The following is a 26,015-nucleotide window of genomic DNA, read 5'->3' as shown; positions in this document are numbered from 1 at the left end:
GGAGGCGAAGGCGGACCGCCGACGACACCATGTCCACCGGACGGGGGACTTGGCGTCCCGCCGTGGAACGCGCGGTCACGGCGGATCCCACCGCCACACCGCCCCGTACCCTCCCGCTGTCGTCGTGACAGCACTGCGGTGGTGCTCCTGGGGCCGCCGGATCATGCTTGTAGTGGAGTCCTTTGCCGTGCCGGTTCCCGTGGGGACCGTGGGGAAAGGAACCAGCGAGGGCGAGACGAGCGGCGATGGAACGACTTCCCATCTCTCCTGGAGAGCAGCCGGAGGAGACGAACGCCTCCCGTGAGTCGGCGGACACGGCCACGGCCACCATCAACGAGCAGGGCATCGTGACCGGGTGGAGTGAGGGTGCCCGTCGACTGCTCGGTTACGTGCCCTCCGAGGTCGTGGGGCTGCCCGCCGCCCGTCTGCTCGCCCATGCCGTCAGCGACACGGCATGGCGGGCCCCGCCCGGGCAGGAGCGGTGGAGCGGCACCGTGGCGCTACGGCACCGGGACGGCCACCGGCTGGAGGCGGGACTGCTCGCGCACTGCTGGACCTCCTCGGGAGGGGCCGGCAAGTGGCTCGTGGTGTGCCCCGTGCCGGGCGGGCCCCGTACGCCCTGGGACGAGCCGATGAGGGAATGGGCGTTCACCCAGTCTCCCTGCCACCTGGCGATCTTCGACGCGGACCTGCGGCTGGTGCGGGCGAACGCCGGCATGGAGCGCGCGCTGTCCTTCCCGGAGGCCGTGATGCGCGGGCTGCGTCTGCCGGACATCGCGCCGGATCCGGTGAGCGACGAGACCGAACGGAGAATGCGCCTGGTACTGGAGACCGGTGAGCCGCAGCATGTGACGGCCTTCGTCCGCCCCACGGGGACGAGCGAGGAGCACGACTGGGCGACGTCACTGACGCCGGTGCGGGACCCGGACGGCCGGGTGCGAGCCGTGTGCCTGGCCGCGCACGACAGGACCGGACTCGACAGGACCCGGCAGCAGACGTCCCTGCTGACGGATGCCGACGCCCGCATCGGCACCACCTCGGACAGCGCCCGCACCGCCCAGGAACTGTCCGACGTCGCCGTCCCCCGGCTCGCCGACTTCGTGGCCGTCGACCTGCTCGTCCCTGCCCCACGCGGCGACGAGCCCTCTGCCGGCCCGGCGACAGGGCCGGTCACCGTGCGCCGTACCGCGGTGCGGTCGGTTCTGGAAGGAAGCCCGGAGTTCCCGGTCGGGGGCGGAGGGACGACCGTCCATCCGCCGCTGTCACCTCCCGCCGAGTGTCTGGCCGCAGGCCGTGGCGCTGTGTACGGGGCGAACGACCCGGCCGTCGTCCGATGGGTGGCCCAGGATCCCGAGGCCGCCTGGATCCGCCAGTACGGGACCCACTCGATGATGGTGGTGCCGCTGCGGGCCGGCGGTATCGCGCTCGGCCTGGCCATCTTCGGCCGTCACCAGCGCCGGGAGCCCTTCGAACCGGAAGACCTGTGGCTGGCCGAGGAGCTCACGACCCGGGGGGCCGTCAGCATTCACAACGCGCGCCGCCACACCCGGGAGCGCACCAACACCATGACCCTGCAGCGCAGCCTGCTCCCGCAGACGCTCCCCGATCAGGCGGCGGTCGAGATCGCCTCCCGCTACCTGCCCGCCAGTACCGAGTCCGGCGTGGGCGGCGACTGGTTCGACGTGATCCCACTGTCCGGCGCACGGGTGGCCCTGGTCGTGGGTGACGTCGTCGGCCACGGCATGCGTGCCGCCGCCACCATGGGCCGACTGCGCACCGCGGTACGCACCCTGGCCGACGTCGACCTGCCGCCCGACGAGCTGCTCACGCACCTCGACGATCTCATCATCCATCTGTCCGCCGACGAGGCCACGGCGGAAGGCGCCGGGGAAGCCGCCGGGGGCATCGGCACCACCTGCCTGTACGTCGTCTACGACCCGGTCTCCCGCAACTGCACGCTCGCCCGGGCGGGCCATTTCCCTCCCGCCGTGGTCTCACCCGAGGGCGCCGTGTACCTCCTCGACATCCCGGCCGGCCCGCCGCTGGGCCTGGGGGGCCTGCCCTTCGAGAGCGCCGAGACCGAACTTCCCGAAGGCAGCATCCTCGCCCTTTACACCGATGGTCTGCTTCAACCCCGCGATCGCGATATCGACGACGCCCTGGACGGGATGTTCGCAGCCCTAGCTCGACCCGCCTCGACTCTGGACACCGTCTGCGACCGGGTACTGACGGGTCTGTTGACCCGCCGTCCCGATGACGACGTCGCCCTGCTCATTGCCCGCACCAGGGCCCTCCATGCCGACCGGGTCGCCGTCTGGGACCTGCCGTCCGACCCCTCCGTCGTCGCCCAGGCCCGTCAGCGCAGCACCGACCAGCTGACGGTCTGGGGGCTCGAGGAGGCCACCTTCGTCACCGAACTCGTGGTCAGCGAACTGGTCACCAATGCCATCCGCTATGGCCGGCCGCCCATCCAGCTGCGGCTGATTCACCAGGACAGCACCCTGATCTGCGAAGTCTCCGACTCGAGCAGTACCGCGCCGCACCTGCGGCGGGCCCGGACCTTCGACGAGGGCGGGCGGGGTCTGCTGCTGGTCGCCCAGCTCGCCGAGCGCTGGGGCACCCGGCACGCCCCCGTCGGCAAGACCATCTGGTCCGAGCAGTCCCTCGTCGGGTACTGAGGGCCACCGAGCACAGCAGCTGATCCCGGCGCGCACACAGGCGGTCCCCTGTGACGCGCCTGTGACAGTCCGCGGACCCCGTGATGAAGTCGCGCAGGCAGCCTTGTGGGACAGGAGGGCAAATATCGACATTCCGGTATATGTCTCCCTTGCTTCCGAGGGTGTGAGCAGGGACGACCGAGCCGGTCCCCTCGGAGGGAACCATGAGCCTCACACCCACCACCCCGCACGCCGAAGCCCCCGTGCCTACGCTGGCCCCGCGCGAGCAGGAGACGCTGCGACACATCGCCGCAGGACGCACCTACCTGCAAACGGCCCGCCAGATGGGGCTCTCCACGCACACGGTCGACGCCTACCTCCGCCGCATCCGGGCCAAGCTGGGCATCAACAGCACGGCGGAACTGACCCGTCTGGCCATCTCCCTGGGGCTGTGACGCCCGGCCGCCCGGTCCGGCGAACCACCCGGCGGCACCAGAGCCCTAGCGGTCTACGGCCCGCCGGGCGGGCCGCGGAAGACCGCCCGGGCCCAGGCCGGAGGCTCCGGCGGCGGCCCGGGACTCCCCGCGACGACGCGCTCGCCGACGCCGCTCCCGGTGGCGACGCGCAGGGCCGCCACGAATTCCAGGCAGGAGCCGTACCGGTCCTCGGGGACCTTCGCCAGGGCCTTTGCCATGACGTCGTCGGCGGCGGGTGCGATCCCCGGGCACCTCTCGGTCAGGCGAGGCGGCTGATCGTACTGGTGCGCCCACAGCAGCGCCACGTCCTCGTCACGCTGGAAGGGCGGTCCGCCGGAGAGGCATTCGTAGACCGCACAGGCGAGGCTGTAGAGATCGCACCTGCCGTCCACCGGCCTGCCGGAGATCTGTTCCGGCGCCATGTAGTCGAGCGTGCCGACGAACTCGCCCGCCGTGGTGAAGCCGGTGAGCGACTGCATCTTCTTCGTCAGTCCGAAGTCCGTGAGATAGACGTGTTCGGGGTGGTCGCTGTCGGTGCCCGCGGCGATCAGGACGTTGCCGGGCTTGACGTCCCGGTGCACCAGATCGTGCTCGTGGGCCGCGTCGAGTGCCGATGCCACCTGGCCGGCGATGCGCAGGGCGGTCGCGACGGGGAGCGGACCGTCCCGGTCGAGCATGGCACGCAGGTCCAGACCGGAGACGTACCGCATGGCGATGTACAGGACGCCGTCGGTCTCACCGGCTTCGAAGATCGGCACGATGTGCGGGTGGTCGATCGCCGCGGCCACCCGTGACTCGTGGGTGAAACGGCGCCGGAAGGTGTCGTCACGGACGCGCTCCGGGGCGATCAGCTTGAGCGCCACTGTGCGGTCCAGGCGCAGGTCCTTCGCGCGATAGACGACGGCCATACCACCGCGGCCGATCACGCCCTCGACCCGGTAGCCCGCGATCTGCCTCCCGATCAGGCCGGATGGGCGCCCCGTGTACAGGCTCATGTCATTCGGTGCCATCCCCGTCAGGCGCACCCTCACCGACCCGGTGACGGCTCCGCACTGCTGCGGCGCCCGTGGGCGTAAGGTGCCGATCAGGCCCAGTACCGGCTCGGGTACGCGGTGGACGCGCCGGGCTGCTCTTCCTACCCGCGATTCTATCGACTGCACGCCACACCCAGAACTGCGGCGGAGATCCCGTACCCGCAGGTGCACGTGCCGCCGCTGTCACACCGCGGTGAGGCCACCGTCCACCACCAGGCTCTGGCCGGTGATGTACGAGGCCCGATCGGAGAGGAGGAACGTGACGGCCTCCGCCACTTCCCAGGCGGTGCCCTGACGGCCGAGCGGAATGCGGGCGAAGGAGGCTGTCCGGGAGGCCCGGTTCGCCGATGCCTGGCGGCCCATCGGCGTGTCGATCAGGCCGGGGACGACCATGTTGGCGCGGATGCCTCGTGCCGCTCCTTCCCGCGCCACATGGCGGGTCAGTCCGAAGAGGCCGGCCTTGGAGGTGTCGTAGGCGGGAGAGCCGGTCGCGGCACGCAGTCCGGCGACCGAGCCGATGAACACGACAGCACCGGCATCGGCCATCGCGGGAAGGCCGTGTTTGGCGGCGAGAAAGGGCGCACGCAGATTCACCCCGAGAACCTCGTCCCATTCCTCGGGTGTTGAGCCCGCCAGCCCGGTACCGAGGCCCACCCCCACGTTGACCACCAGCGCGTCCAGCCCGCCCAGCCCGCGGACCGCCTCGGCGACCATGGCGGCCGACTGCTCCGCGTCCGTGGCATCGGCGACCACGGAAACACCCAGGCCGCCTTCGGCGGTGACCAGGTCGGCGGTCACGGCGGCGGCTGGGCCGACGAGGTCGGCGCAGGCCACGTCCGCACCTTCGCGGGCGGCGAGTACGGCGATCGCCCGGCCGTTGCCGACGGGCGCCTGCGGAGCGTCGCCGGGACGGGTGCCCGCGCCGACCACCAGCACTCTGCGGCCCGCGAGCCGTCGGGCGGCGCGGCCCGGATACGCCTCACTCATCGGTCCCGTTCCCTTCCGGAAGGCCTGCGCTGTCGAAGCCCGGATCCAGCTCCACACCGACGGAGTTCAAGAAGAGCGCCACCATGTGGTACTGGCCCACCAGCATGGTGATCTCGATCATTTCCTCGTCGCCGAAGTGCTCGACCAGCGCCTCCCACGTGGCCTCGCCGAGCCGCGCATCACGGTTCCGTTCGTCGGCGGCCCGGATGGACCACCTTTCGAGGTCGGTCCACCCGCCGGCCTCCGAGCCCTGGACGATGCGGTCGATGTCCGTGTCGGGGAGGCCCGACGCCTTGGCCAGGGGGACATGACGTCCACTGATGGTCGCCCGCTGTGCGGTCGTGCTGATCGGTGGTGCGGCGGTGGGCCTGGCCCTGCTCGCCGAGCGCCTCAACGTCTCCTTCGCCGCCGGTCTGGCGTTCTGCGTCGCGGCTTCGGCGATTCTTCCCGCACTGCTGTACGGCCTGTACTGGCGCGGGTTCACCACCACCGGCGCGCTGTGGAGCATCTACGGCGGACTGGTCTCCTCGGTGGTCATGGCCGTGCTGTCACCCGCGGTGTCGGGAGGCCCGACCGCGCTGTTCCCGGACATGGACTTCAGTCTGTTCCCGTTGCAGTACCCCACCATCGTCTCCGCCCCCCTGGGCTTCCTCCTGGGATGGCTCGGTTCGGTGCTGGGACGGGACAGGCCGGACCCGGCCAGGCACTCGGCGCTCGAGTTGCGCACGCTCGCGGGCCCGGACGACACCTCCGTTTGAGCGGAACGGCACTTCCCTGCCGGGGCAGGACCGGATCACGCGCGCACGACGCCCGGCGGGCGACTCCGGGGCCGGATGCCCGTCCGGCGCGGCGGGCCGAAACACCCGGCGGCTCCACCGTGACCGGTCCTGCCCCCGATCGCCCCATGATCGGTAGCCGAAAACGATAGAAATGTTCTATGCGGAAATTTTTGGGGCGATTCGGGCGTCGGTCGCCCAAGCCGCCCGGGAGTGATCACGCGCCCGGTCGGTGGAGCGCGCGGCGGTTGCGGCGGCGCCTGCGGTCCCTGCTGAGCGTGCGCAGCCTCGCCGGCCAGGTGTTCCTCCTGCAACTGGCGGTTGTGGGGCTGGTCGTCGTTGCCGCGCTGGTGGCCCTCGTCCTGCAGGCGCGCCGCGACAGCATGGCGGACGCCCGGAACCGGACGCTCACCGCCGCCGAGACCTTCGCGAAATCACCGGGGCTCCTCACGGCACTGGAGCGTCCCGACCCCACAGCGGTGCTGCAGCCGAGCGCCGAGGCGGTGCGCAGGGCCGCCGGTGTCGACGCCGTCATCGTCTACCGGCCGGACGGGATCACCCTCACCCACAGCGACCCCGAGCAGATCGGAAAGCACGTCATCGGCCCCTACGCGGAAGCGGCGGCAGGGAAGTCGTTCACCAGGACCTTCCAGGGTGCCCTGGGGCTCTCCGTGATCTCGGCCGTCCCCGTCAAGGACACCGGCAACGCGGTCGTCGCCATTGTCTCCTCCGTCGTCACGGTGGGGAACGTGCAGGACCGGGTGAACCAGCAACTGCCGGTCCTGTCCGGGGTCGCTGCCGGGTCACTCGCCCTCGCCGCGGGCGGGTCGGCGCTGGTGAGCCGTCGCCTCCAGAAGCAGACCCACGGTCTGGGCCCGACCGAGATGACGCGGATGTACGAGCACCACGACGCGGTCCTCCACGCCGTACGGGAAGGAGTGCTGATCGTCGGCGGTGGCGGCCGGCTGCTGCTGGCCAACGACGAGGCCCGCCGCCTGCTGGACCTGCCGGAGGATGCGGAACGCCGCCATGTGAGCGCGCTGGGGCTGAACGCCGACCTCGCCGGGCTGCTCACGTCCGATCGCCCGGCCACCGACGAGGTGCACCTGGCCGCTGACCGGCTGCTCGCCGTCAACAAGCGGTTCACCGCTGCCCAGGGCCCGGCGAGCGTGGTGGTGACGCTGCGGGACACCACCGAACTGCAGGCTCTCTCCGGCAGAGCCGAGACCGCGCGCCGGCGGCTGGAGCTGCTCTATGACGCCGGCGTGCGGATCGGGACCACCCTGGATGTCACGCGCACCGCCGAGGAACTCGCAGAGGTCGCCGTCCCCCGCTTCGCCGACGTCGTCACCGTCGAGCTCCTGGACCCGGTCCTGCAGGGTGAGGAGCCCTCCGGCGTGAGCACCGAGATGCGCCGCACCGCCGTCGTCGGCCTGGAGGGGGACCATCTTCTCTACCCGGCCGGCAAGCTGATCCGCTTCGGCGCCGCCCACCCCATGGCCGCGGGCGCCGCCGACGGCCGAGCGGTCCTGGTGGAGGACCTGAGCGCCGCCGAGGGCTGGCGGGCCCAGGACCCCGACCGCGCCCGCCGGGTCCTGGACCACGGCATCCACTCCCTGATCCTCGTCCCGCTGCGCGCCCGGGGGGTGGTGCTCGGAGCGGCCCACTACTGGCGGGCGAACGCCTCCGCGCCGTTCGAGGAGGAGGACGTGTTCTTCGCCGAGGAGCTGGCCGCCCGGGCGGCGGTGTGCATCGACAACGCCCGCCGCTACACCCGCGAGCACACCATGGCCGTCACGTTGCAGCGCAGCCTGCTGCCCAGCCGGGTGCCCGAGCAGACGGCCCTGGAGGTGGCCTACCGCTATCTGCCCGCCCGGGCCGGGGTGGGCGGGGACTGGTTCGACGTCATCCCGCTGTCGGGTGCCCGGGTCGCGCTGGTCGTCGGTGACGTCGTGGGGCACGGCCTGCACGCGGCGGCCACCATGGGCCGACTGCGCACCGCCGTGCACAACTTCTCCGTCCTGGACATCCCGCCGGAGGAACTGCTCGGCCGCGTCGACGAACTGGTGGCCCAGATCGACAGCGAGGAGGCCGCCGTCGACGGGGAAGGCCAGGGGATCACCGGCGCGACCTGCCTGTACGCCGTCTACGATCCCGCCTCCGGGCACCTGGCGGTCGCCACCGCCGGCCACCCGGGACCGGCGGTGGTCCGCCCCGACGGGACCGTGGACTTCCCCGAGCTGCCGGTCTCCCCGCCGCTGGGCCTCGGGGCCGGACTGCCCGACGAGAGCGCCGAGCTGACCGTGCCCGAGGGCTCCCGGCTGGTGCTCTACACCGACGGGCTGATCGAGGACCGGGACCGCGACCTGGACGTCGGTATGGCGGCCCTGCGCGACGCGCTGGCCGGACCCGACCGTTCCCCGGAGGACACCTGCGCCGTGGTCGTCGACGCCATGATGACGGACCGGCCCCGGGACGACATCGCGCTGCTGGTGGCCCGCACGCACCGGCTCGATCCCACCCGGGTCGCCGAATGGCAGGTGCCCCGCGACCCGGCGGCGGTCGCCCCGGCCCGCGCCGCCTGTCTCCGGCGACTCCAGGAATGGGGTCTCGAGCAGATCGACTTCGCCGCCGAACTCGTCCTCAGCGAGCTGATCACCAACGCCATCCGCTACGGCACCGAGCCCATCACCGTCCGGCTCCTCCGTGACCGAACCCTGATCTGCGAGGTCTCCGACTGCAGTAGCACCTCACCACGGCTGCGGCGGGCCAAGGTCACCGATGAGGGCGGCCGCGGACTCTTCCTGGTGGCCCGGTTCGCCGAACGCTGGGGCACCCGCTACATGCCCACCGGAAAGGTCATCTGGGCCGAACTGTCCCTCCACGGCGGTGCCGGCCCCTCGGTGGAAGGACTCGCCGAGTTCCTGCTCGACGAGGAGGAGCTGCTTTCCGGCGAAGGCGGGGAGCTGAACGGCACGGCACGGTGAGGGCATCGTGACGTCGCCGTACGACCGCCCGCCCGCCACGCCCCACGGGGCGGGCCACGGCTTTTGGCCCGCCGCCGTTCCTGCGGCCGGAACGATCGGCGCGGCGGCCGGAGGTCGCGCCGTGTCCGGCGAAAGCCGGACCTGCCCCGGTGACACCCACTCGTGTCCGCCCCCGCGCTTTCCCGACCCCCTGCGTCCTGGAGCCATCGTGACTGCATCTCGTGTACGAACAGCGGCCGCCGCGGGCTGCCTCGCCCTCCTGGTCCTGAGCGCCTGCACCGAGACGCCGAAAGCAACGCCCGTGAAGCCGTCGGTGGCCACGTCGGCAGCGGAGGCGGGGGGCATGAGCAGGCTGATCGCCGCGGCCAAGGACGAGGGCGCGCTCAACGCGATCGCCCTTCCGCGCGACTGGGCCAACTACGGCGGTCTGATCGACGGCTTCGAGAAGAAGTACGGGATCGAGGTCACCGTCGCCGATCCCCAGGGATCCAGCCAGGACGAGATCGACGCCATCAAGAGGAGCGGGAAGAGCGCCGAAGCCCCCGATGTCATCGATGTGGGGGACACGTTCGCCCGGGCAGGCGTCCGGCAGAGCCTGCTCGCGCCGTACCGGGTCGCCGCGTACGACTCGATCCCGGACAACCAGAAGGACAGTGAGGCCCGCTGGTCCAACAACTACGGCGGCTACATCTCCATCGGCTGCGACGCCAACCGCGTCAAGCCCTGCCCCCGGACCTTCGCCGATCTGCTGGAACCCCGGTACAAGGGGAAGGTTTCGCTCGACGGCGACCCCACCCGTTCCAACACCGCCTTCGCCGGCGTCTACGCGGCCGCCCTCGCGAACGGGGGGTCGTTCGACGACATCCGCCCCGGCCTCGACTTCTTCGCCGAGCTGAACGACCGGGGCAACTTCAACCCCGTCGAGTCGACCTCGGCCGCGGTGGAGTCCGGCAGGACCCCCATCAGCATCGACTGGGACTACGTCAACCTCGACTACGCGGACCGGTTCCGCGGCAGGGGCCTGGACTGGCGGGTCGCGATCCCCTTCGACGGCAGCTTCGCCCAGTACTACGCCTTGGCCGTCAACAAGAACGCTCCGAATCCGGCGGCGGCCCGCTTGTGGCAGGAGTACCTCTTCAGCGCGACGGGCCAGAACCTCCGGCTCAAGGGCTACGCCCGCCCGGTGCTGATGGAGACCATGCGCGAGGACGGCACCCTCGACGAGAACGCCGCGGCAAAACTGCCGACGGTCGAGGGGGAGCCCCAGTTCCCCACGGACGCGCAACTGGAGAAGGCGAGGGGGACGGTCGACCGGGGCTGGGCGAAGGCCGTAGGAGGCTGACCCCACCACGTGAGGGACCACGAGTCAGGTCCCCGGGCCGGCCGCCGGTGGCGGGCGGCCCGGGGGGGCTGACGAGACTGATCAGCCCTGCGCCGGGGGGCGTCCTGGCCCTGTACACGCGGAGGCTCACTGAGGCAGGCGGTCCCAGAACGAGCAGTGGTGTGCGGAATCCGCATCGACGGGGTGGATCCCGCCTGGTCCGGGAGCCAACGACTGCACCGACTGCGCGAGACGTGACGAAGGACGGAGGACAGGCCAGAGCGGGGCGTGGGGGGTGTTCGGGTTGCCGGTGTGCGCGAAGTGCGTCCAGTAGTCGACCATCCGGTCCGACAGGGCGCGCTGGGCGTCGGTCAGCGGTCGTTCGGTGGGGAAGGAGGAGAACAGGAACGGCATCTCGAAGCCGTGGGCCGCCCCGTAGGGGAAGCCCGGGTTCGCCGGCAGACCGGTGAGGACAGGAGCGTCCGGATCGCTGAACTCGTAGCCGTAGAGGGGGAGGTCGGGGGCATGAGTGGCGACCGCCCGGCCGGCTGCCAGTGTGGTGCACGTGAGGGATCGATCGGTCAGCACCGCGGCCCAGGCCAGTGCGGGCGTGGGGTGGTGTGCTGCCGGATACCGCGCCTCGACGGCTGCGGCTGCGGGCCCGAAGGTGTCCACCAGACGGGCGCGATAGTCGCTCTCGGTGCGGATTGGGAACGCGGTGAGCGACAGGCCGACGAACATCCGCATCTCATCGTGGTTCGTGCCGTGGATGACCGGCACGCGGTGGAAGCGTCCCGACGTCAACGCCTGGTCCGGCGCCACGGGCAGCAGCGTATTGCCGAAGGCGGGCCGGTTGAAGGACTGCATCAGCTGGAAGTGGTGCAGGAACGACTGACCGAACTGCGGTGGCGCGAGGCCACACTCAAGTCCCTGGACGACTGTCCGAGCGAGGAACGGCTCCGGCGTCTGGAGATCCTCTCTCGCGTGCAGCGGCTCCCGCAGGCGCGTCGCACTCTCACCGATCACTGGTATCGCGAGCTGCCCGCGGCCATGCCCAAGCGCCGGCTCGACATCATGATTGCCATGCTGTCACCCGACCCGCCGCAGGATCCCGATCCTGCTACGGTCCTGGCCTGCGCCGAGCTTCATCTGCTCATCTCCACACCCGCTTTCACCCGCTGGACCCAGGACCACGCCGAAGAGATGAGGGACGGCCCCGCCTTCTACGGGGAGATCGACGATGCCGCCGTTCTGACGGCCGCCGCACCCTCGGCTTCGAGGGGCCCGACCTCCAAGAAAGCCAGGGTCCGTGTTCGAACCGATCTCGCCCGGAGTGGGAACGATGCGGGTGTGACCGCTGCTTCGTAGGAGGTGACGGTCTTCTCGTATCGGGGGTTGCAGGCCCGGCGGGCCACCTCGGCGATGGGCACCCGGCGTTCAGCCGGGGATTACCGCACATCACACCTCTTGAGCGGATCGGCGCGGCTACCGGGCGCCTGCCCGGCGGAAGCCGAGGTCAGGCGCCCTTCCCGTGCCGCTAGAAGAAGCCGAGCTTCTTCGGCGAGTACGACACCAGCAGGTTCTTCGTCTGCTGGTAGTGGTCCAGCATCATCTTGTGCGTCTCGCGGCCGATGCCCGACTGCTTGTAGCCGCCGAAGGCGGCATGCGCCGGGTAGGCGTGGTAGCAGTTCGTCCACACCCGGCCCGCCTGGATCGCGCGGCCCGCCCGGTATGCCGTGCTGCCGTCCCTCGTCCAGACGCCGGCGCCCAGGCCGTACAGCGTGTCGTTCGCCGTCGCGATCGCGTCGTCGAAGTCCGTGAAGGACGTGACCGCGACGACCGGGCCGAAGATCTCCTCCTGGAAGATCCGCATCCTGTTGTCGCCCTCGAAGATCGTGGGCTGGACGTAGTAGCCGCCCGCCAGTTCCCCGCCGTGCTCGATGCGCTGACCCCCCGTCAGCACCTTGGCCCCCTCCTGCCGGCCGATGTCCAGGTACGAAAGGATCTTCTGCAGCTGGTCGTTGGAGGCCTGCGCGCCGATCATCGTGTCCGTGTCCAGCGGGTGCCCGGGCACGATCTTCTCCGTGCGCACCACCGCCGCCTCCAGGAACTCCCCGTAGCGTCCGCGCTGGATCAGCGCCCGCGACGGACATGTGCACACCTCGCCCTGGTTGAGGGCGAACATGGTGAAGCCCTCCAGCGCCTTGTCGCGGAAGTCGTCGTCCGCCGCCCACACGTCGTCGAAGAAGATGTTGGGCGACTTGCCGCCCAGCTCCAGGGTGACCGGCTTGATGTTCTCCGAGGCGTACTGCATGATCAGCCGCCCGGTCGTGGTCTCGCCAGTGAACGCGATCTTGGCGACCCGGGGACTCGACGCCAGCGGCTTGCCCGCCTCCACGCCGAAGCCGTTGACGACGTTGAGGACGCCCGGCGGCAGCAGGTCGGCGACCAGGCCCAGCCACACGTGGATGGACGCCGGGGTCTGCTCGGCCGGCTTCAGCACGACCGCGTTGCCCGCCGCCAGCGCCGGCGCCAGCTTCCACGTGGCCATCAGGATGGGGAAGTTCCACGGGATGATCTGCGCGACCACACCCAGCGGCTCGTGGAAGTGGTACGCCACCGTGTCGTCGTCGATCTCGCTCAGCGCGCCCTCCTGGGCGCGCAGCGTTCCGGCGAAGTAGCGGAAGTGGTCGATCGCCAGCGGGATGTCGGCGGCCAGCGTCTCGCGTACGGGCTTGCCGTTGTCCCACGTCTCGGCGACGGCGAGCTGCTCGAGGTTCGCCTCCATCCGGTCGGCGATCCTCAGCAGGATGCCCGCGCGTTCGGCCGCCGAGGTGCGGCCCCACGCCGGCGCCGCCGCATGGGCGGCGTCCAGGGCGCGCTCGACGTCCACCGCCGTGCCGCGGGCGATCTCGGTGAACGGGCGGCCGTCGACCGGGCTCGGGTTCTCGAAGTACTGCCCGCGGACCGGTGCGACGTACTCGCCGCCGATCCAGTGGTCGTAGCGCGACGCGTAGGAGACGACGGAGCCTTCGGCGTTCGGCTTGGCGTATCGGGTCATGTCCAGGGCCTCCCGGTGGGGGCGCCGCCCGCCGTTGGGCGGCGCTTGCGCAGAGGCTAGGAAGCGGAACGTTGCAACGGGGTTGCGCCGCCCGGCCTCCGCGGCCGTCCCCGCCGGACGGCCGTCACCCGCGCTGCCAGGCGTCCAGTTCCGCCACGCGCGCCAGCGCCGCCGCCCGCCGGGCGGGCGGCAGCACGGACGCCAGCGCCCGCCACGCCGGCAGATCGTCCTCACCCCATGTGCTGTACGCCCAGTCCGCCAGCAGCGCCGGGTCACCGCGTGCGATCAGTGCTGCCCGGAGCTGCTTCTCCAGACGCCCGCGCAGCCGGACCACCGAGGGCGCCTGCGACGTCGGCAGCAGCGGACCCGCGTACGCTCCCAGCGCGTCCGTCACGGCACCGGACGCCAGCCGCCGCGCCACCGTGTCGAAGTCGGCGTCGACCGGAGCCGCGAGCCGGTACGGCCGCGAGCGCAGCAGGCCGGGGCCCAGCAGGTGCCGCAGCCGGGACAGTTCGGCGCGCAGCGTCACGGGCGCGACCGTCTCGTCCTCGTACAGCTCCACCAGCAGCTCGTCGCCGCCGATGCCGTCGGGGCGGCCGGCCAGGACCACCAGGATCTCGCTGTGCCGGCGGCTGAGCCGCAGCCTGCGGCCTTCGACGGCCAGCAACGCCTCGTCCCGTCCGAGCGCCGTCAGCCGCAGACACTCGGCCGCGGGCGGCGGCGCGAGCAGGGCCAGCTGCGACTCGGCGGCCCGCGCCACGGCCCCGACGAACGCGAGGCTGTGCGGATGGGCGAGCTGGTCCCCGCCGGTGATGTCCACCGCACCGAGGACGCGGCCCGTGGCCGGGTCGTGGATCGGGGCGGCGGCGCACGTCCACGACTGGACGGGCCTGCGGAAGTGCTCGGCGGCGAACACCTGCACCGGCCGCCCCACGGTGATCGCCGTACCGGGCGCGTTCGTGCCGGCGACCGCCTCGGCCCAGCGCGCGCCGGGCACGAAGTTCATCCGGCTCGCCTTGCGCCGCGTCGTCGGCGGGCCGTCCACCCACAGCAGCCGGCCGTGTGCGTCGCAGACGGCCACCAGGTGCCCGCCGTCCCTCGCGTACGCGCCGGTCAGTTCACGGATCACCGGCATCACCCGGGCCAGTGCGTGGCTGTCCCGGTACGCGCCGAGGTCCTCCCCGTCGAGGTCCACCCCCGCCACGCCCTCCGGGCTGACCCGGGCGCGCGCGGAGCGCCGCCAGGAGTCCGCCACCTCGGGCCGGACGGGCACCTCGACGCGGCCCGCCGTCAGATAGGCGTCGTACGCCCGGCGCAGCGCGGCGCTGCGCTCGGCCGGATCGGCGCCGGGTTCCAGGGCCACCCACGGATCGCTCACATCGCCCTCCCGCAGCCCATCGTCGCCCGGCCGGGGGTGTCCGACAAGGACCGTGCGCGGGCCGCGCGGATCGACGCGACGAGGCGGGTCCCTCAGGCGAAGTTGACGAGCCGGATGTAGCGGCTCCAGTCCCAGTACGGGCCCGGATCGGTGTGCGTGGCGCCCGGCACCTCATTGTGGCCGATGATGTGTCCCGGTCCTTGGGGATGCCGTACCTGTCGCAGACCCAGGCCGTCAGCACGGCCGACCGCTCGCGGCTCCGGTCGCGCCGTGGTGAAGTCGGGAAGGCGTCATGACGAACCTGTGAAATCGGCGCGCGACTCTGGTGCTCACGCCAGCGCACTCCGCGCTCTTCGATCGGGGGAAACCGCACATGAGCAACGTCCTGAGAGCCACCGTCGCGCTCGCCGCCCTGTCCGCCCTGACCCTGACGGCTTGCGGCCCCTCGGAGGACGGCGCGGCGGGCGCGCCCACCGCCCCCTCGACGTCCGCGCCCACGGGGCCCGCCGCGACGCCGACCAAGGCCCCGGACGCCACGGAGCCCTCCGCGCCGGCGAAGCCAGAGGCACCCAGCAAGAAGCCCTCCTCGAAGAAGCCCGCCGGCTCCGGCGACAAGGGCTCCACGGACCCCGACTTCGCCGTCTTCCCGTGCAGCACCTTCGACGTCACGTTCACCGCGAGCCTTGCGGAGCCGACGACCAGCAGCTACCTGCTGAAGATCACCAACAAGAGCTCCAAGCCCTGCAGGGCCCTCGGCCACCCCGTCGTGACCTTCGGCAGCCTCGACGGCGCGGCCGACGAGCGGGGAACGGCGCCCGCCCTGGAGGTCGCCATCCGGCTCGCCCCCGGCCAGTCCGCGTACGCCGGGCTCATGGGCGGGTTGAACGACGGTACGGGCAAGACCGTCGACTCCATCGCCCTGACCATGAACACCGAGTCGGACCTCGAGCAGATCCCGCTCGAGGCCTCGACCCCCGGCCTGTACGTCTCTCCGGACGAGAACTCCGTGAGCGCCTGGGCCACCAACGCCGAGGACGCACTCAGCTGACGGCCCACCGGCTCGCCGGACGCGTACCGGTCGGGCCCGACCGGTACGCGGTCGCTCGGCGTCCGCGGGCGGGAGCGGGCACCGGAGACTCCGCGGGGCCGGTCGCAGCCTTCGTCCGACCGGGCTACGGCCCGGCGGTCCGCTCTTGGATACTGGCACCATGCCGCCGCCGCAGCAGTCGTCCGCCGTCGCCCAGCCCGCCCCCGAGTCGATCACCGCCGACCCGCCCCACGTGACCGACCGTCCCCTGCTCACGCAGTCGTGGCTGGACCTGGCCTTCCTCCACTGGGCCGTCGACCCCGTGCACGCAGCCCCGCTGCTGCCGGCCGGTACCCGGCCGGACACGCTGGACGGCGTCACGTACGTCGGGCTCGTCGCCTTCCGGATGCACCGCGTCGGCTGGTTCCGCCTCCCCGGCATCCCGTACCTCGGTTCGTTCCCCGAGACCAACGTCCGTCTGTACTCGGTCGACGCCAACGGCCGCCGCGGCGTCGTCTTCCGCTCCCTCGACGCCTCCCGCCTCGTCCCCGTCGCCGTCGGCCGCGCGGGGTTCCGGCTGCCGTACGTCTGGTCCCGGATGGCGGTCCGGCAGGAAGGCCGCACCGTCACGTACACGAGCCGTCGCCGCTGGCCGGGCCCGCGCGGGGCACACAGCGACCTCGCGATACGGATCGGCGACGCCGTCCAGGAACCGACCGACGTCGAGCACTTCCTGACCGCCCGCTGGGGCATGCACACCGCCTTCTTCGGCCGTTCCCTGTACCTCCCGAACACCCACCCCCGCTGGCCCCTTCACCGGGCCGAACTGCTCCGCTGCGACGAATCCCTGATCACCGCGGCCGGCCTCGACGCCCCCGCCGCCCCGCCGGTCAGCGTGCTGTACTCGCCGGGCGTCCCCGTCCGGTTCGGCCGGCCGCCCCGCAGGCAAGTGAAGGGGTACGGCCCTCCGCTGTTCGGACGGCCGGTGCGTCAGTCCTCCGGCGTGCGCTCGCCCAGCGCGAGCGCCAGCGCCGAGGCCGGATCGGGGGACGCCGGGCCCGCCGGCGCCCACACCGCACGCTCACGGCGGTAGGGCCACCAGCGGCCGTCCGGGCCCAGGCGCAGCTGCACCCGCGCGCCGACCACCGTCCAGCGTTCCGCGCCGGCCGCCCGCAGCCGCGGGCGTTCCGACTCGTCGCCCTCGGCCCACGCCGTGTCGAGGGCCGCCTGCGCTCGTGCCGCCAGAGCCGGGCCGGGCGGGACCTCGCCCTCCAGGACGGCGAGCGAGAGGGCCCCGCCGTAACGCCACGCCCGTACGGCGAGGTCGAGCTCCGCACGGCTGCGACCGGTTCCCTCGGCGATCCGGCGCTCGACGACCGGCCCCGGGGACGACGCCGCCATCCGCACCGCGTCCTGGTCGGGCGTCGGCGCGGGCGGTGGCGGAGACTCCTCGTGACCAGGGGCGAGCGCCGCCGCCAGCAGCGCGCGAGCACGCGCGGCCGCGTCCGCCGCGAGGAACTCCAAGGCGTCCGGGTCGATCCCGGGCGCCGGGGCAGTCTGCGTGTCCAGCGCGGGCGGCGGCCCCGCCTCCTGTGGCAGCGGCGGGGGAGAGGGCAGCGGAGGCAGGATGTCCCGCGCCGCGAACGCCTCGTCGGCCCGTACGCCCGCGGGCTCTTCCGCCGGCGGCGACTGCGGCGACGGTGCGCTCGCCCGCGCCACGCTGCGGGCCTGGAGCTCGTCCAGCAGTCTTCGCTCGGCCCGGCCCCGCATCAGCAGCAGCACGAACGGATCCTCGTCCAGCAGCCGCGCGACCTGGTAGCACAGCGCGGCCGTGTGGGGACAGTGGTCCCAGGCGTCGCAGGTGCACTCGGGCTCCAGGTCACCGATGCCCGGCAGGAGTTCCACCCCCGCCACGGCCGCGTCCTCCACCAGGTGGGGCGGCATCTCCCGGTCGAGCAGGGCCGCGATGTGCCCCGCCCGGTCCACCGCCGTGCCGAGGAACCGGTCCCACTCCGCCTCGTCCAGCTCCCGCAGCAGCACGTCGCTGCGGTACGCGGTGCCGTCCCGGTCCCGGACGACCGCGGTGATCCGGCCGGGACGCACCGACACCGCGCCGACCGCGCCCTCGCGCGCGTGCCGGCGGCCCCGCTTCAGCTGCTTGCCGTCCAGCGCCGTGTCCTCCAGCGCCTTGAGCCACGCCAGTCCCCACCAGGTCCGCGCGAAGCCCCTGCCCTGCGCGGGAGGCAGCGCGTCGAACGTCCGCTCCACGTCGGGTGTTCCGCTCATCGCCCGCTCCCCCGCAGTTCCACCAGTTCCGCCAGTTCGGCGTCGGTCAGCTCCGTCAGCGCCGCCTCCCCGGCGCCGAGCACGGCGTCCGCCAGCTCCTTCTTCCGGTCCAGCATCCGCGCGATGCGGTCCTCGATGGTGCCCTCGGCGATGAGCCGGTGCACCTGCACGGGCCGGTCCTGGCCGATGCGGTACGCACGGTCGGTGGCCTGTGCCTCGACGGCCGGATTCCACCAGCGGTCGAAGTGCACGACATGCTCTGCCCTCGTGAGGTTGAGCCCCGTGCCCGCCGCCTTCAACGACAGGAGGAACACGGGCACTTCACCGTTCTGGAAGCGCTGGACCATGGCCTCGCGCTCCGCGACGGACGTACCGCCGTGCAGGAACTGGGCCGGTACGCCCCGAGCCGCCAGATGCTCCTCCATCAGCCGTGCCATCCGCACGTACTGGGTGAACACCAGCACGCTCGCCTCCTCGGCCAGGATCGTGTCCAGTAACTCGTCCAGCAGCTCAAGCTTCCCGGAGCGGTCCGCGATCCTCGGTCGCTCCTCCTTGAGGTACTGGGCCGGGTGGTTGCAGATCTGCTTGAGCCCGGTGAGCAGCTTGACCACGAGACCGCGCCGCTCCATGCCGCCGGCCTCCGCGATCGCGGCGAGGGTCTCGCGCACCACCGCCTCGTACAGTCCGGCCTGCTCCGGGGTGAGGGACACCGTCCGGTCGGTCTCGGTCTTGGGCGGCAGTTCGGGTGCGATGCCCGGATCCGACTTGCGCCTGCGCAGCAGGAACGGCCGCACGAGCGCGGAGAGCCGGGCGGCGGCCACGGGGTCTCCGCCCTCCACCGCTTGGGCGTAGCGGGTCCGGAACATCCCGAGCCGGCCGAGCAGGCCGGGCGTGGTCCAGTCGAGGACGGCCCAGAGCTCGGAGAGGTTGTTCTCGACCGGCGTGCCGGTCAGTGCGACGCGTGCCTTGGCGCCGATGGTCCGCAGTTGCCGGGCGGTCGCCGAGTACGGGTTCTTCACGTGCTGGGCCTCGTCGGCGACGACCATGCCCCACGCCACATCGGCGAGCCGGGCCGCGTCCAGCCGCATCGTGCCGTACGTGGTCAGGACCACCTCGCCCTCGCCCAGGGCGTCGAGCGAGCGGGCGGAGCCGTGGAAACGGCGCACCGGTGTGCCGGGCGCGAAGCGCTCGATCTCCCGCTGCCAGTTGCCCATCAGGGAGGTGGGGCAGACGACGAGAGTGGGTCCGGCGGCCGAGGGGGCCGTCTGCCGGTGCAGATGGAGCGCGACGAGGGTGATGGTCTTGCCGAGCCCCATGTCGTCGGCGAGGCATCCGCCGAGGCCCGAAGACGTCATCCGGTGGAGCCAGTTGAGGCCCCGCAGCTGGTAGTCGCGCAGGGTCGCGGCCAGGGCGGCGGGCTGGGCGACCTCCTGCGGCCCGCCCTCGGGGTCGGTGAGCCGTTCGCGCAGCCGCTCCAGGGGACCGGCCGCCGTCACCTCGACGCGCCGGCCGTCAACCTCCGCCGAGCCGGTGAGCACCGCGCCGAGCGCGTCGATCGGCGCCACCTTGCGGTCCTGGCTGTCCCGGGCCCGCCGCGCCTCTTCCGGGTCGATGAGCACCCATTCGTCGCGCAGGCGCACCAGAGGGCGGCCCGCCTCGGCGAGCCGGTCGAGTTCGGACCGGGTGAGCGGAGTGTCCCCCAGAGCGAAACGCCAGTTGAAGGCGAGGAGGGCGTCGGCCGACAGGAAGGACGGCAGCCCGGACGACTCCCTACCCGTGGCCTTCCCGCCCGCGTCGTCCGTCCAACCGCCGTCCGTCGCGTCGTCCGCCGAACCGCCGCCCGCCGAACCGCCGTCCGCCGAACCGCCGCCCGCCGAACCGCCGTCGGCCGGGCCGACGACCGCGCGGGCGGTGAGACGCCGGGCCAGCTGCCGGGGCCAGTGCACCTGGACCCCGGTCGCCGCGAGCGCGCGCGTCGCGTCGCCGAGCAGTTCGGCGATCTCATCGTCGGCGAGTTCGATCGCGTCGGGTACGGCCGCGTCCAGCAGCGGCGCGAGCGGCGGCCAGGCGTGCGCGGCGCGGCGCAGGGCGAGCAGGGCGTCGAGCCGGGCGCGGGGTCCGAAGGCGGTGCCGGAGGCTCCCGTGCCGGCCCAGGCGTCGGCCGCGTCGGCGACCAGCGCCGGATCGTTCACGCTGTGCATCTGCACCACCGCCCGGAACGCCGGGCCGGTGTCTGCGTCCCAGTCGGCCGTGTCCAGGCCCAGGACCTCGATGCGCAGGGACAACCGCACACCCGCGTCGTGCCCGGCCGCGATGTCGGCGGCCCACTCCCGCTGGTCGGGAAGCCGCAGCGGCTCCTGTGCCGCGAACGCCGGGCCGCCTGCCGCGAGCGGTGCCGCGGGGCTGCGGGGCAGTCCGTCGGCCACGGCGTCGACGAACTGCCGCAATAGTGGCTCCTGTTCTGGCAGCATCAGCGGGTCGGCCGCCTGGTCGAGAGGAACCGCGTGCGCGGCCGGAGGCATGGAGGCGGCGAGCGTACGCAGCCGGTCCAGGTCCTCGGGGGTGAGCGGCCCCATGCGCCAGGCGTCGTGGTCGGTGGCGCTGAGGCCGGGCAGGAGCAGCCCGCGGGCGGCGAGTTGCAGCGCGAACACCGCGGCCGCTCCCCAGAACGCGGCCGCGTCGGACGCGCCGGACAGTGCGCGTGCCCGGGTCAGGACCGGTAGCGCGTCGGCGACGGGCATCAGCAGTGCCGGCGCGTCGGCGGTGTGCACGCCATCCGTGACGACCGTGACCGTGCGGCGCTCACCGGCGCGGCATTCACCGGCCGGCCCGGCGTCGGCGTCGGGGAGCAGGAAGGCGACGCGTCCGGTCCTGGCCGGATCGCCCGGCAGGAAGAGCGCTGGGCAGCGGGCGAGGGCGGAGACGGCGGATACGGAGAGCGTGGGTTCGGCAGGCGGAGACGGCGTTGCCGTGGGGGCCAAGTGCACAGCGAAGACGCATTCCTCAAATTTGACTACTCGGATCCGGAGCCGCCGAGAGTACCTCACCCGGAGCCGTCGGCGGGCGTGACACCGGTATGACGTGGGTCACGGGGGCGTCGCATGGCAACAGCGGGTACAGCAGGCACCACCGACGGGGGTGGGCATGCCCCCGGCCGAACCGGGTGCTGCCGTCATGGCCCCGCAGGGACGGTGATCCCTACGTTGGGTGCAGGTCGCGGCGCTCGTGCGACCGGCACCGACCGCCCGAACCCCCGGCGCGAGCAGCGGCCGCCCCTCGGTTCGCCGTCCTCGCCACGGGGCCTTCAGTGCTCGGCACACACCCCAGCCATCAGCCCGCCCACCCCACAGACCGGAGACCCCATGCCGCAGGCCACCCTCGCGCCACCCAACCTCGCCGACGCTGCCGCAGGCCCCGGCAGAGCGGCCGCGGGGAGCGAGTTCGCCCCGCTGCTGCGGACCGTCAAGGAGCAGGGACTCCTGGAACGCCGGCCGGGCTGGTACGCCCGCGGCATCACCGTGAACCTGCTGGCCCTGGCGGCGGTGATCGCCGGCATGGCGCTGACCGGCGGCTCCTGGTGGGTGCTCCTGCTCGCCCCGCTCCTCGCCCTGTTCTCCGCCCGCGCCGCCTTCTTCGGCCATGACGCCGGGCACGGGCAGATCACCCGCGACCGCCGCAGGAGCCGGTTCATCCAGCTCCTCCACGCCAATCTGCTCCTCGGCATGAGCCAGGAATGGTGGAACGACAAACACAACCGGCACCACGCCAACCCCAACCACGTGGACAAGGACCCCGATGTCGCGCCCGACGTTTTGGTCTTCACCACCGCGCACGCCGCGGGCCGCGACGGCCTGCGCGGATGGCTGACCCGGCACCAGGCGTGGCTGTTCTTCCCGCTCACCACCCTCGAAGGCATAGCACTCAAGGCGTACGGACTCCGGGCGGTCCTCTCCCGCACGCCCTCGGTCCGCCAGAGCCCGCGTGAACGGGCCGTCGAAGCGGCCCTGCTCCTCGCCCACGTCGCCGCTTATGCGACCCTGCTGCTGACCACCATGCCGCTCGGCCAGGCCCTCGTCTTCGGCCTGCTGCACCAGATGGTCCTCGGGCTCCACCTGGGCATGGCCTTCGCCCCCAACCACAAGGGCATGGAGATGCCCGACGGCGAGCACGGCAAGGACTGGGGTCATCTGCGCCGCCAGGTCCTCACCTCGCGCAACATCCGAGGCGGCCCCCTCACCGACTGGCTGCTCGGCGGTCTCAACTACCAGATCGAGCACCATCTCTTCCCCGGCATGCCGCGTCCCCACCTCGCCCTCGCCCGGCCCTTGGTCCGTGCCCACTGCCGCGCACTGGCCGTTCCGTACACGGAGACCGGGCTGATCGACTCGTACCGCCAGGCCCTGGGGCATCTGTACGACGTGGGCGAGGCCCTGCGCGCGGACGCGTGACCGCCACGGATCGCCGCGTGGCCGCTGAGTAGGGGAACCGGCGGCAGGGCGCGAGCGTTCTCCCCACAGGAGCGGCCACAGCCGCGAAGGAGGCGACGGAAATGTCGACACGTACGAAGGTCGTGATCGGGGGAGTGGCCGTCGGCCTGCTCCTGATGCCGCTGCTCGGATTCTGGCTGTCGCTGTTGGTGATGCTCGGCGTGCCGGCCGTGGCCTATCTGATGCTCGACCCCAGCCAGCGCCGCAGGCTGCGCCGTGTGTCCCGGCGCGAGATCGGCCGCTGACCGGCGGACGTCGACCCCGAGGGGCGGGGCGGGCCGCATCGCGCGGCCCGCTTCCGTGACGGCGCCGGACTCGTCGCGGCCGCCGACCTGCTTCATGGGCGTTGGTCAGTACCGGCGGCGTGATCCGGCCGGGCTCACTCCCGGCACAAGCCGGGGCGTCGGCCCGGTCCTGAGTCCGCCGTACGCCGGTGAGCGCAGGGCGGTGACCGGGGTCACGCGGGGTGGACGGCGACCTTCTCCAATGCCTCCAGCAGCCCGGGGAGTTCGGCACCGCGTCCCACCGGGAACACCTCGCCGGGCTCCTCGTCGAGCAGGACGAACGCGATGTCGTCCGTCCGCGCGACCATCGACCAGCCGGGACCGTCGGCGCGTATCGTCCGCGCCCCGCCGGGAGCGAACGACGACCGGACGCGTCCGGGCGGCGGAACCGACTCGGTGTAGGCGCGGGCTTCGCCGAGCGCACCGCGTACGCCCTTCTTCAGTCCGCCCGACGGCGCCCCGACGCCGTCCTCCGTCGCGCCCGACGTCCCGGCATCCGCCTGCACAGTGCCTGCCGCCGACCCAGCACGCGCCTCCGTCGCGTCCGAGGCCCCCGGCTCCCCGGAGGCGTCGGCTCCCTCCGATCCGTCGAGGCCGGTCTGCTCGCGCCACTGTGCCCACTGCAACGCGATCTCGTCCGCGCCCAGCCTGCGCTGGGCGGGACCCCAGCGGCCCGTGTCCGGCGGGGTCAGCGGCGGCCGGTCGCCCTCCTCGGGGGCAGGGTCGTGCGGCGAGGGCAGGTGGGGCGCGGCCACGGCCACGGCCAGGGGCCAGCCCGGCAGCGCGGCGACCACGGAGCGCTCATCGGGGGAGAGGTCGTACTCCATGCCGCAGTCCCACGAGGCGATGGCGACCGCGACGAGGGAGACGTCGTCGACCACCACCGTCCAGCGGGCGCCGTCCGCATCCTGCCCGAGCACCAGCCCGTACCCCTCGGCGTACGGTTCCAGGCTCAGGGCCCCGCATGCGGCGGGATAGTCGTCGCCGAGCACGCTGGGGAACTGCGCCGGTGTGAGCAGCACCGCGGTCAGCACATACAGTGCGTCGTCGTCGACGGCCTCTTCCGTCCCGGCCACGGCAACCTCCCCGTCCGATCATTCGTCGGCGCACCTTAACCAGTGGGTAACCCGTGCGTCGAGGGTTCACGGAACTAAATCGGCCGGGACGGTTCCGCTCCGGGGAGGCCCAGGAGACCGCGTGCGACGGCCTCGACGGGCTCGTTCCGCTCACGGGCGAGGGCTATGACAGCGCGGCAGGCGAGCTCGTTGATGCCGAAGACGAGCGCGTCGGGCGCGACCCAGCCCGCCACCTCGTCGATCCGGTCCCAGTCGTCCTCGACGCTCGCCGCCACGTACGTCGCGGCGGCCTCGAACACGTTGTGCTGGGCAGGGCGCCCGTGGCCGGACGGAGCGGCGGGGCGCGCGGGACGGGCGACGAACCACTTGCGGAACCGGGCGAACACTCGGACCACCTTCCCCGGGGAGAGGGAGCGGCGGATGCCGCCGACTCCTCAAGTGTTCCACTTTCACACGGGGTTCGAACGGGCGGGAGCGTGCCTCTCGAACGGAGCCTCCCGCCGCCCTCAGCCCCCTTCCTCCCGCACGGCCAGAGCCAGGAAGCGGTCGTCCCGGTCCGTGTACGAGGTCAGCCACCAGCCCGAACCCGCGAGCAGCGGACGGAGGCTGGGTTCCGCCCGCAGATCGTCGGCGGTGATCGCGCGGCCGTGGCGGGCGGCGAGCGCGGCACGGCCGACGGGGTGGAAGAGGGCGAGCGCGCCACCCGGCCGCACGACCCGGGCGAGCTCGCGCAGGTCCTCCGCCGGGTGCGACAGGTGCGAGATCAGGCCTGCGCCGAACACGGCGTCCAGCGATCCGGAGCGCAGCGGAAGGCGGGCCACGTCACCGAGCACCAGCAGTCCGCTGCGCCCGCGTCCCGCACGGCCGGCCTCGTACAGCATCTCGGGTGTGAGGTCGATGCCGACGACTTGTCCGCGCGGCCCCACGGCGGCACGCAGCGGTTCCAGCGCACGCCCCGTGCCGCAGCCGGCGTCGAGCACCCGGTCGCCGGGACGCAGGCCGAGCTCCGCGACGGCGGCGGCATACGCGGGGCCGTCGTCGGGGAAACGGCTGTCCCAGCCGGTGGCACGCGCTCCGAAGAACTCCTGAACCTTTGTGTGGTCGTCGGCCATGGGGCCATGATCCGCCACGCGGGGGCGGCGCGTCACCCGGGCGTTCTGTGCACTTGTTCGGACGGTGCACGATCGTTCAGGAACATCTCTCTGTCATATTCCATCAGCTTGCGAAGTACGCCCGGTATGCGCCCCGCGGAGGGCTAGCGTCCCTGGGCCATGGGACATCTGGACCACGCCGCATTCGGCATGCTGACCCCTGCGCTCTCGTACCTGATGGCCGTCATCGGCGCGGCCCTGGGCCTGCGCTGCACCGTGCGCGCCCTGGGTGCGACCGGCCGCTCCCGCCGGAACTGGCTGCTCTCCGCCGCGTCCGCCATCGGCACCGGCATCTGGACGATGCACTTCGTCGCCATGCTCGGCTTCGCCGTACGCGGCACCGACATCCGCTACGACGTGCCGACGACCGTCCTCAGCCTGCTCGTCGCCATGCTCGTCGTCGGCGCGGGCGTCTTCTGCGTCGGCTACGGCCTCGACCGGGTACCGGCCCTGCTGATCGGCGGCCTGTCCACGGGCCTCGGTGTGGCGAGCATGCACTACCTGGGCATGGCCGCCCTGCGGCTGCACGGGAGCGTGCACTACGACCCCCTGCTGGTCGCCCTGTCCGTCGCCATCGCCGTGGTCGCCGCCACGGCGGCCCTGTGGGCGGCCCTCAACATCAAGTCCCCCCTCGCCGTCGGGGTCGCCTCGCTCGTCATGGGCGCCGCCGTCAGCAGCATGCACTACACCGGGATGCTCGCCGTCTCCGTGGACGTGGCCCCTGAGGCCGGGCGGCTGCCCGGCGCGGGAGCGATGCAGTTCATCTTCCCCCTCGCCGTCGGGCTCGGCTCCTACCTCTTCGTCACCTCCGCCTTCGTGGCGCTCACCCCGACAGCGGGCGAACGCGCCGCCTACGCCTCAGCCGGCCGGTACGACGACTCCGACGAGGCCCCCAGCGCCCCTGCCGCGGGGGCCGCGTCGCACACCACCGCACCTCCCGCCGCCCCCGGACCCACCACCGCCGCCACCCCCGCCGCCCCGAGCACCACGGCGACCGCCTGACCGGCGGCACAGCCGCCTGCCCAGC

21 protein-coding genes and 2 pseudogenes are annotated in these 26,015 nt (G+C 72.6%); 11 read left to right on the top strand and 12 right to left on the bottom strand.

Annotation, left to right across the window (positions count from 1 at the left end; translation table 11 throughout):
• The first annotated feature begins 245 nt into the window (after positions 1-245).
• Positions 246-2,678: a SpoIIE family protein phosphatase gene (locus ACLB9X_RS09895; protein WP_410359882.1), complete on the top strand. Its 2,433-nt coding sequence runs from the start codon at positions 246-248 to the stop codon at positions 2,676-2,678.
• A 203-nt stretch (positions 2,679-2,881) separates the two neighbouring features.
• Positions 2,882-3,112 (top strand): response regulator transcription factor, encoded by a 231-nt coding sequence (locus ACLB9X_RS09890; protein WP_410359881.1) that lies wholly within the window; start codon positions 2,882-2,884, stop codon positions 3,110-3,112.
• Positions 3,113-3,165: 53 nt separating this feature from the next.
• Here the strand turns inward: ACLB9X_RS09890 and ACLB9X_RS09885 are convergent, their stop codons facing one another.
• The 3 genes from ACLB9X_RS09885 to ACLB9X_RS09875 all read right to left on the bottom strand — a co-directional run bounded on the left by ACLB9X_RS09885 (position 3,166) and on the right by ACLB9X_RS09875 (position 5,548).
• A complete protein-coding gene (locus ACLB9X_RS09885; RefSeq protein WP_410359880.1) occupies positions 3,166-4,143 on the bottom strand; it encodes a serine/threonine-protein kinase in 978 nt (325 codons plus the stop codon).
• 207 nt (positions 4,144-4,350) lie between these two features.
• Complete coding sequence (locus tag ACLB9X_RS09880) at positions 4,351-5,154, bottom strand: SDR family NAD(P)-dependent oxidoreductase (protein ID WP_410359879.1); 804 nt, start codon at positions 5,152-5,154, stop codon at positions 4,351-4,353.
• The gene (locus ACLB9X_RS09875) at positions 5,147-5,548 is read right to left on the bottom strand and encodes a carboxymuconolactone decarboxylase family protein (RefSeq protein WP_410360102.1); all 402 of its coding nucleotides are present in this window, start codon (positions 5,546-5,548) and stop codon (positions 5,147-5,149) included. The genes ACLB9X_RS09880 and ACLB9X_RS09875 overlap by 8 nt, the downstream gene beginning before the upstream one ends.
• Between ACLB9X_RS09875 and ACLB9X_RS09870 the strand changes: the two are divergent.
• The 3 genes and pseudogenes from ACLB9X_RS09870 to ACLB9X_RS09860 all read left to right on the top strand — a co-directional run.
• Positions 5,478-5,912 (top strand): annotated as a pseudogene (locus tag ACLB9X_RS09870) (sodium:solute symporter family transporter); the annotation flags it as partial. The gene ACLB9X_RS09875 and the pseudogene ACLB9X_RS09870 sit on opposite strands and share 71 nt — an antisense overlap.
• A gap of 179 nt (positions 5,913-6,091) precedes the next feature.
• Positions 6,092-8,917, top strand: coding sequence for a SpoIIE family protein phosphatase (locus ACLB9X_RS09865; RefSeq protein ID WP_410359878.1), 2,826 nt, complete (start codon positions 6,092-6,094; stop codon positions 8,915-8,917).
• Between the two features lie 208 nt (positions 8,918-9,125).
• Positions 9,126-10,259, top strand: a complete 1,134-nt coding sequence (locus ACLB9X_RS09860) for an ABC transporter substrate-binding protein (protein WP_410359877.1) — start codon at positions 9,126-9,128, stop codon at positions 10,257-10,259.
• A 126-nt stretch (positions 10,260-10,385) separates the two neighbouring features.
• Here ACLB9X_RS09860 and ACLB9X_RS09855 read toward each other — a convergent pair whose 3' ends face one another.
• On the bottom strand, positions 10,386-11,105 hold the full coding sequence (locus tag ACLB9X_RS09855; protein ID WP_410359876.1) for a carboxylesterase family protein: 720 nt from the start codon (positions 11,103-11,105) through the stop codon (positions 10,386-10,388).
• Here ACLB9X_RS09855 and ACLB9X_RS09850 point away from each other — a divergent pair.
• On the top strand, positions 11,004-11,606 hold the full coding sequence (locus tag ACLB9X_RS09850) for a hypothetical protein (RefSeq protein ID WP_410360101.1): 603 nt from the start codon (positions 11,004-11,006) through the stop codon (positions 11,604-11,606). The two genes, ACLB9X_RS09855 and ACLB9X_RS09850, sit on opposite strands and share 102 nt — an antisense overlap.
• Before the next feature lie 169 nt (positions 11,607-11,775).
• Here ACLB9X_RS09850 and adh read toward each other — a convergent pair whose 3' ends face one another.
• From adh to ACLB9X_RS09835, 3 genes and pseudogenes are all read right to left on the bottom strand, one after another.
• Positions 11,776-13,299, bottom strand: a complete 1,524-nt coding sequence (gene adh, locus ACLB9X_RS09845; RefSeq protein ID WP_410359875.1) for an aldehyde dehydrogenase — start codon at positions 13,297-13,299, stop codon at positions 11,776-11,778.
• 124 nt (positions 13,300-13,423) lie between these two features.
• Positions 13,424-14,677: a GAF domain-containing protein gene (locus ACLB9X_RS09840; RefSeq protein WP_410359874.1), complete on the bottom strand. Its 1,254-nt coding sequence runs from the start codon at positions 14,675-14,677 to the stop codon at positions 13,424-13,426.
• A 92-nt stretch (positions 14,678-14,769) separates the two neighbouring features.
• Positions 14,770-14,930: pseudogene (locus tag ACLB9X_RS09835) on the bottom strand (N-acetylmuramoyl-L-alanine amidase); the annotation flags it as partial.
• A 120-nt stretch (positions 14,931-15,050) separates the two neighbouring features.
• On the opposite strand from ACLB9X_RS09835, the gene ACLB9X_RS09830 reads away from it, so the two are divergent.
• Entirely contained in the window at positions 15,051-15,725 is a 675-nt protein-coding gene (locus ACLB9X_RS09830; RefSeq protein ID WP_410359873.1) for a DUF4232 domain-containing protein, read from the top strand.
• Between the two features lie 160 nt (positions 15,726-15,885).
• Positions 15,886-16,797 carry a YqjF family protein gene (locus ACLB9X_RS09825; RefSeq protein ID WP_410359872.1) on the top strand — a complete coding sequence of 304 codons (912 nt, stop codon included), beginning with the start codon at positions 15,886-15,888 and terminating at the stop codon, positions 16,795-16,797.
• On the opposite strand, the gene ACLB9X_RS09820 is transcribed toward ACLB9X_RS09825, so the two are convergent.
• Both ACLB9X_RS09820 and ACLB9X_RS09815 read right to left on the bottom strand, forming a co-directional pair.
• Positions 16,695-17,990 (bottom strand): SWF or SNF family helicase, encoded by a 1,296-nt coding sequence (locus ACLB9X_RS09820; RefSeq protein ID WP_410359871.1) that lies wholly within the window; start codon positions 17,988-17,990, stop codon positions 16,695-16,697. The genes ACLB9X_RS09825 and ACLB9X_RS09820 overlap by 103 nt on opposite strands.
• Positions 17,987-20,977 carry a DEAD/DEAH box helicase gene (locus tag ACLB9X_RS09815; RefSeq protein ID WP_410359870.1) on the bottom strand — a complete coding sequence of 997 codons (2,991 nt, stop codon included), beginning with the start codon at positions 20,975-20,977 and terminating at the stop codon, positions 17,987-17,989. The genes ACLB9X_RS09820 and ACLB9X_RS09815 overlap by 4 nt, the downstream gene beginning before the upstream one ends.
• A 375-nt stretch (positions 20,978-21,352) precedes the next feature.
• On the opposite strand from ACLB9X_RS09815, the gene ACLB9X_RS09810 reads away from it, so the two are divergent.
• Together ACLB9X_RS09810 and ACLB9X_RS09805 are read left to right on the top strand one after the other, a co-directional pair.
• A complete protein-coding gene (locus tag ACLB9X_RS09810) occupies positions 21,353-22,438 on the top strand; it encodes an acyl-CoA desaturase (protein WP_410359869.1) in 1,086 nt (361 codons plus the stop codon).
• A 101-nt stretch (positions 22,439-22,539) separates the two neighbouring features.
• Positions 22,540-22,722 carry a hypothetical protein gene (locus tag ACLB9X_RS09805; RefSeq protein WP_410359868.1) on the top strand — a complete coding sequence of 61 codons (183 nt, stop codon included), beginning with the start codon at positions 22,540-22,542 and terminating at the stop codon, positions 22,720-22,722.
• Positions 22,723-22,934: 212 nt separating this feature from the next.
• Here ACLB9X_RS09805 and ACLB9X_RS09800 read toward each other — a convergent pair whose 3' ends face one another.
• From ACLB9X_RS09800 to ACLB9X_RS09790, 3 genes are all read right to left on the bottom strand, one after another.
• Positions 22,935-23,837 carry a hypothetical protein gene (locus tag ACLB9X_RS09800; RefSeq protein ID WP_410359867.1) on the bottom strand — a complete coding sequence of 301 codons (903 nt, stop codon included), beginning with the start codon at positions 23,835-23,837 and terminating at the stop codon, positions 22,935-22,937.
• 74 nt (positions 23,838-23,911) lie between these two features.
• Positions 23,912-24,232, bottom strand: a complete 321-nt coding sequence (locus ACLB9X_RS09795) for a hypothetical protein (protein ID WP_410359866.1) — start codon at positions 24,230-24,232, stop codon at positions 23,912-23,914.
• Positions 24,233-24,343: 111 nt separating this feature from the next.
• On the bottom strand, positions 24,344-24,949 hold the full coding sequence (locus tag ACLB9X_RS09790; protein ID WP_410359865.1) for a class I SAM-dependent methyltransferase: 606 nt from the start codon (positions 24,947-24,949) through the stop codon (positions 24,344-24,346).
• A gap of 159 nt (positions 24,950-25,108) precedes the next feature.
• Between ACLB9X_RS09790 and ACLB9X_RS09785 the strand changes: the two genes are divergently transcribed.
• Positions 25,109-25,990, top strand: coding sequence for an MHYT domain-containing protein (locus ACLB9X_RS09785; RefSeq protein WP_410359864.1), 882 nt, complete (start codon positions 25,109-25,111; stop codon positions 25,988-25,990).
• Positions 25,991-26,015: the final 25 nt, after the last annotated feature.

This window comes from Streptomyces sp. 5K101 (genome assembly GCF_046506645.1).
Classification (GTDB): domain Bacteria; phylum Actinomycetota; class Actinomycetes; order Streptomycetales; family Streptomycetaceae; genus Streptomyces.
This window is presented reverse-complemented; position numbering and strand designations above follow the sequence as displayed.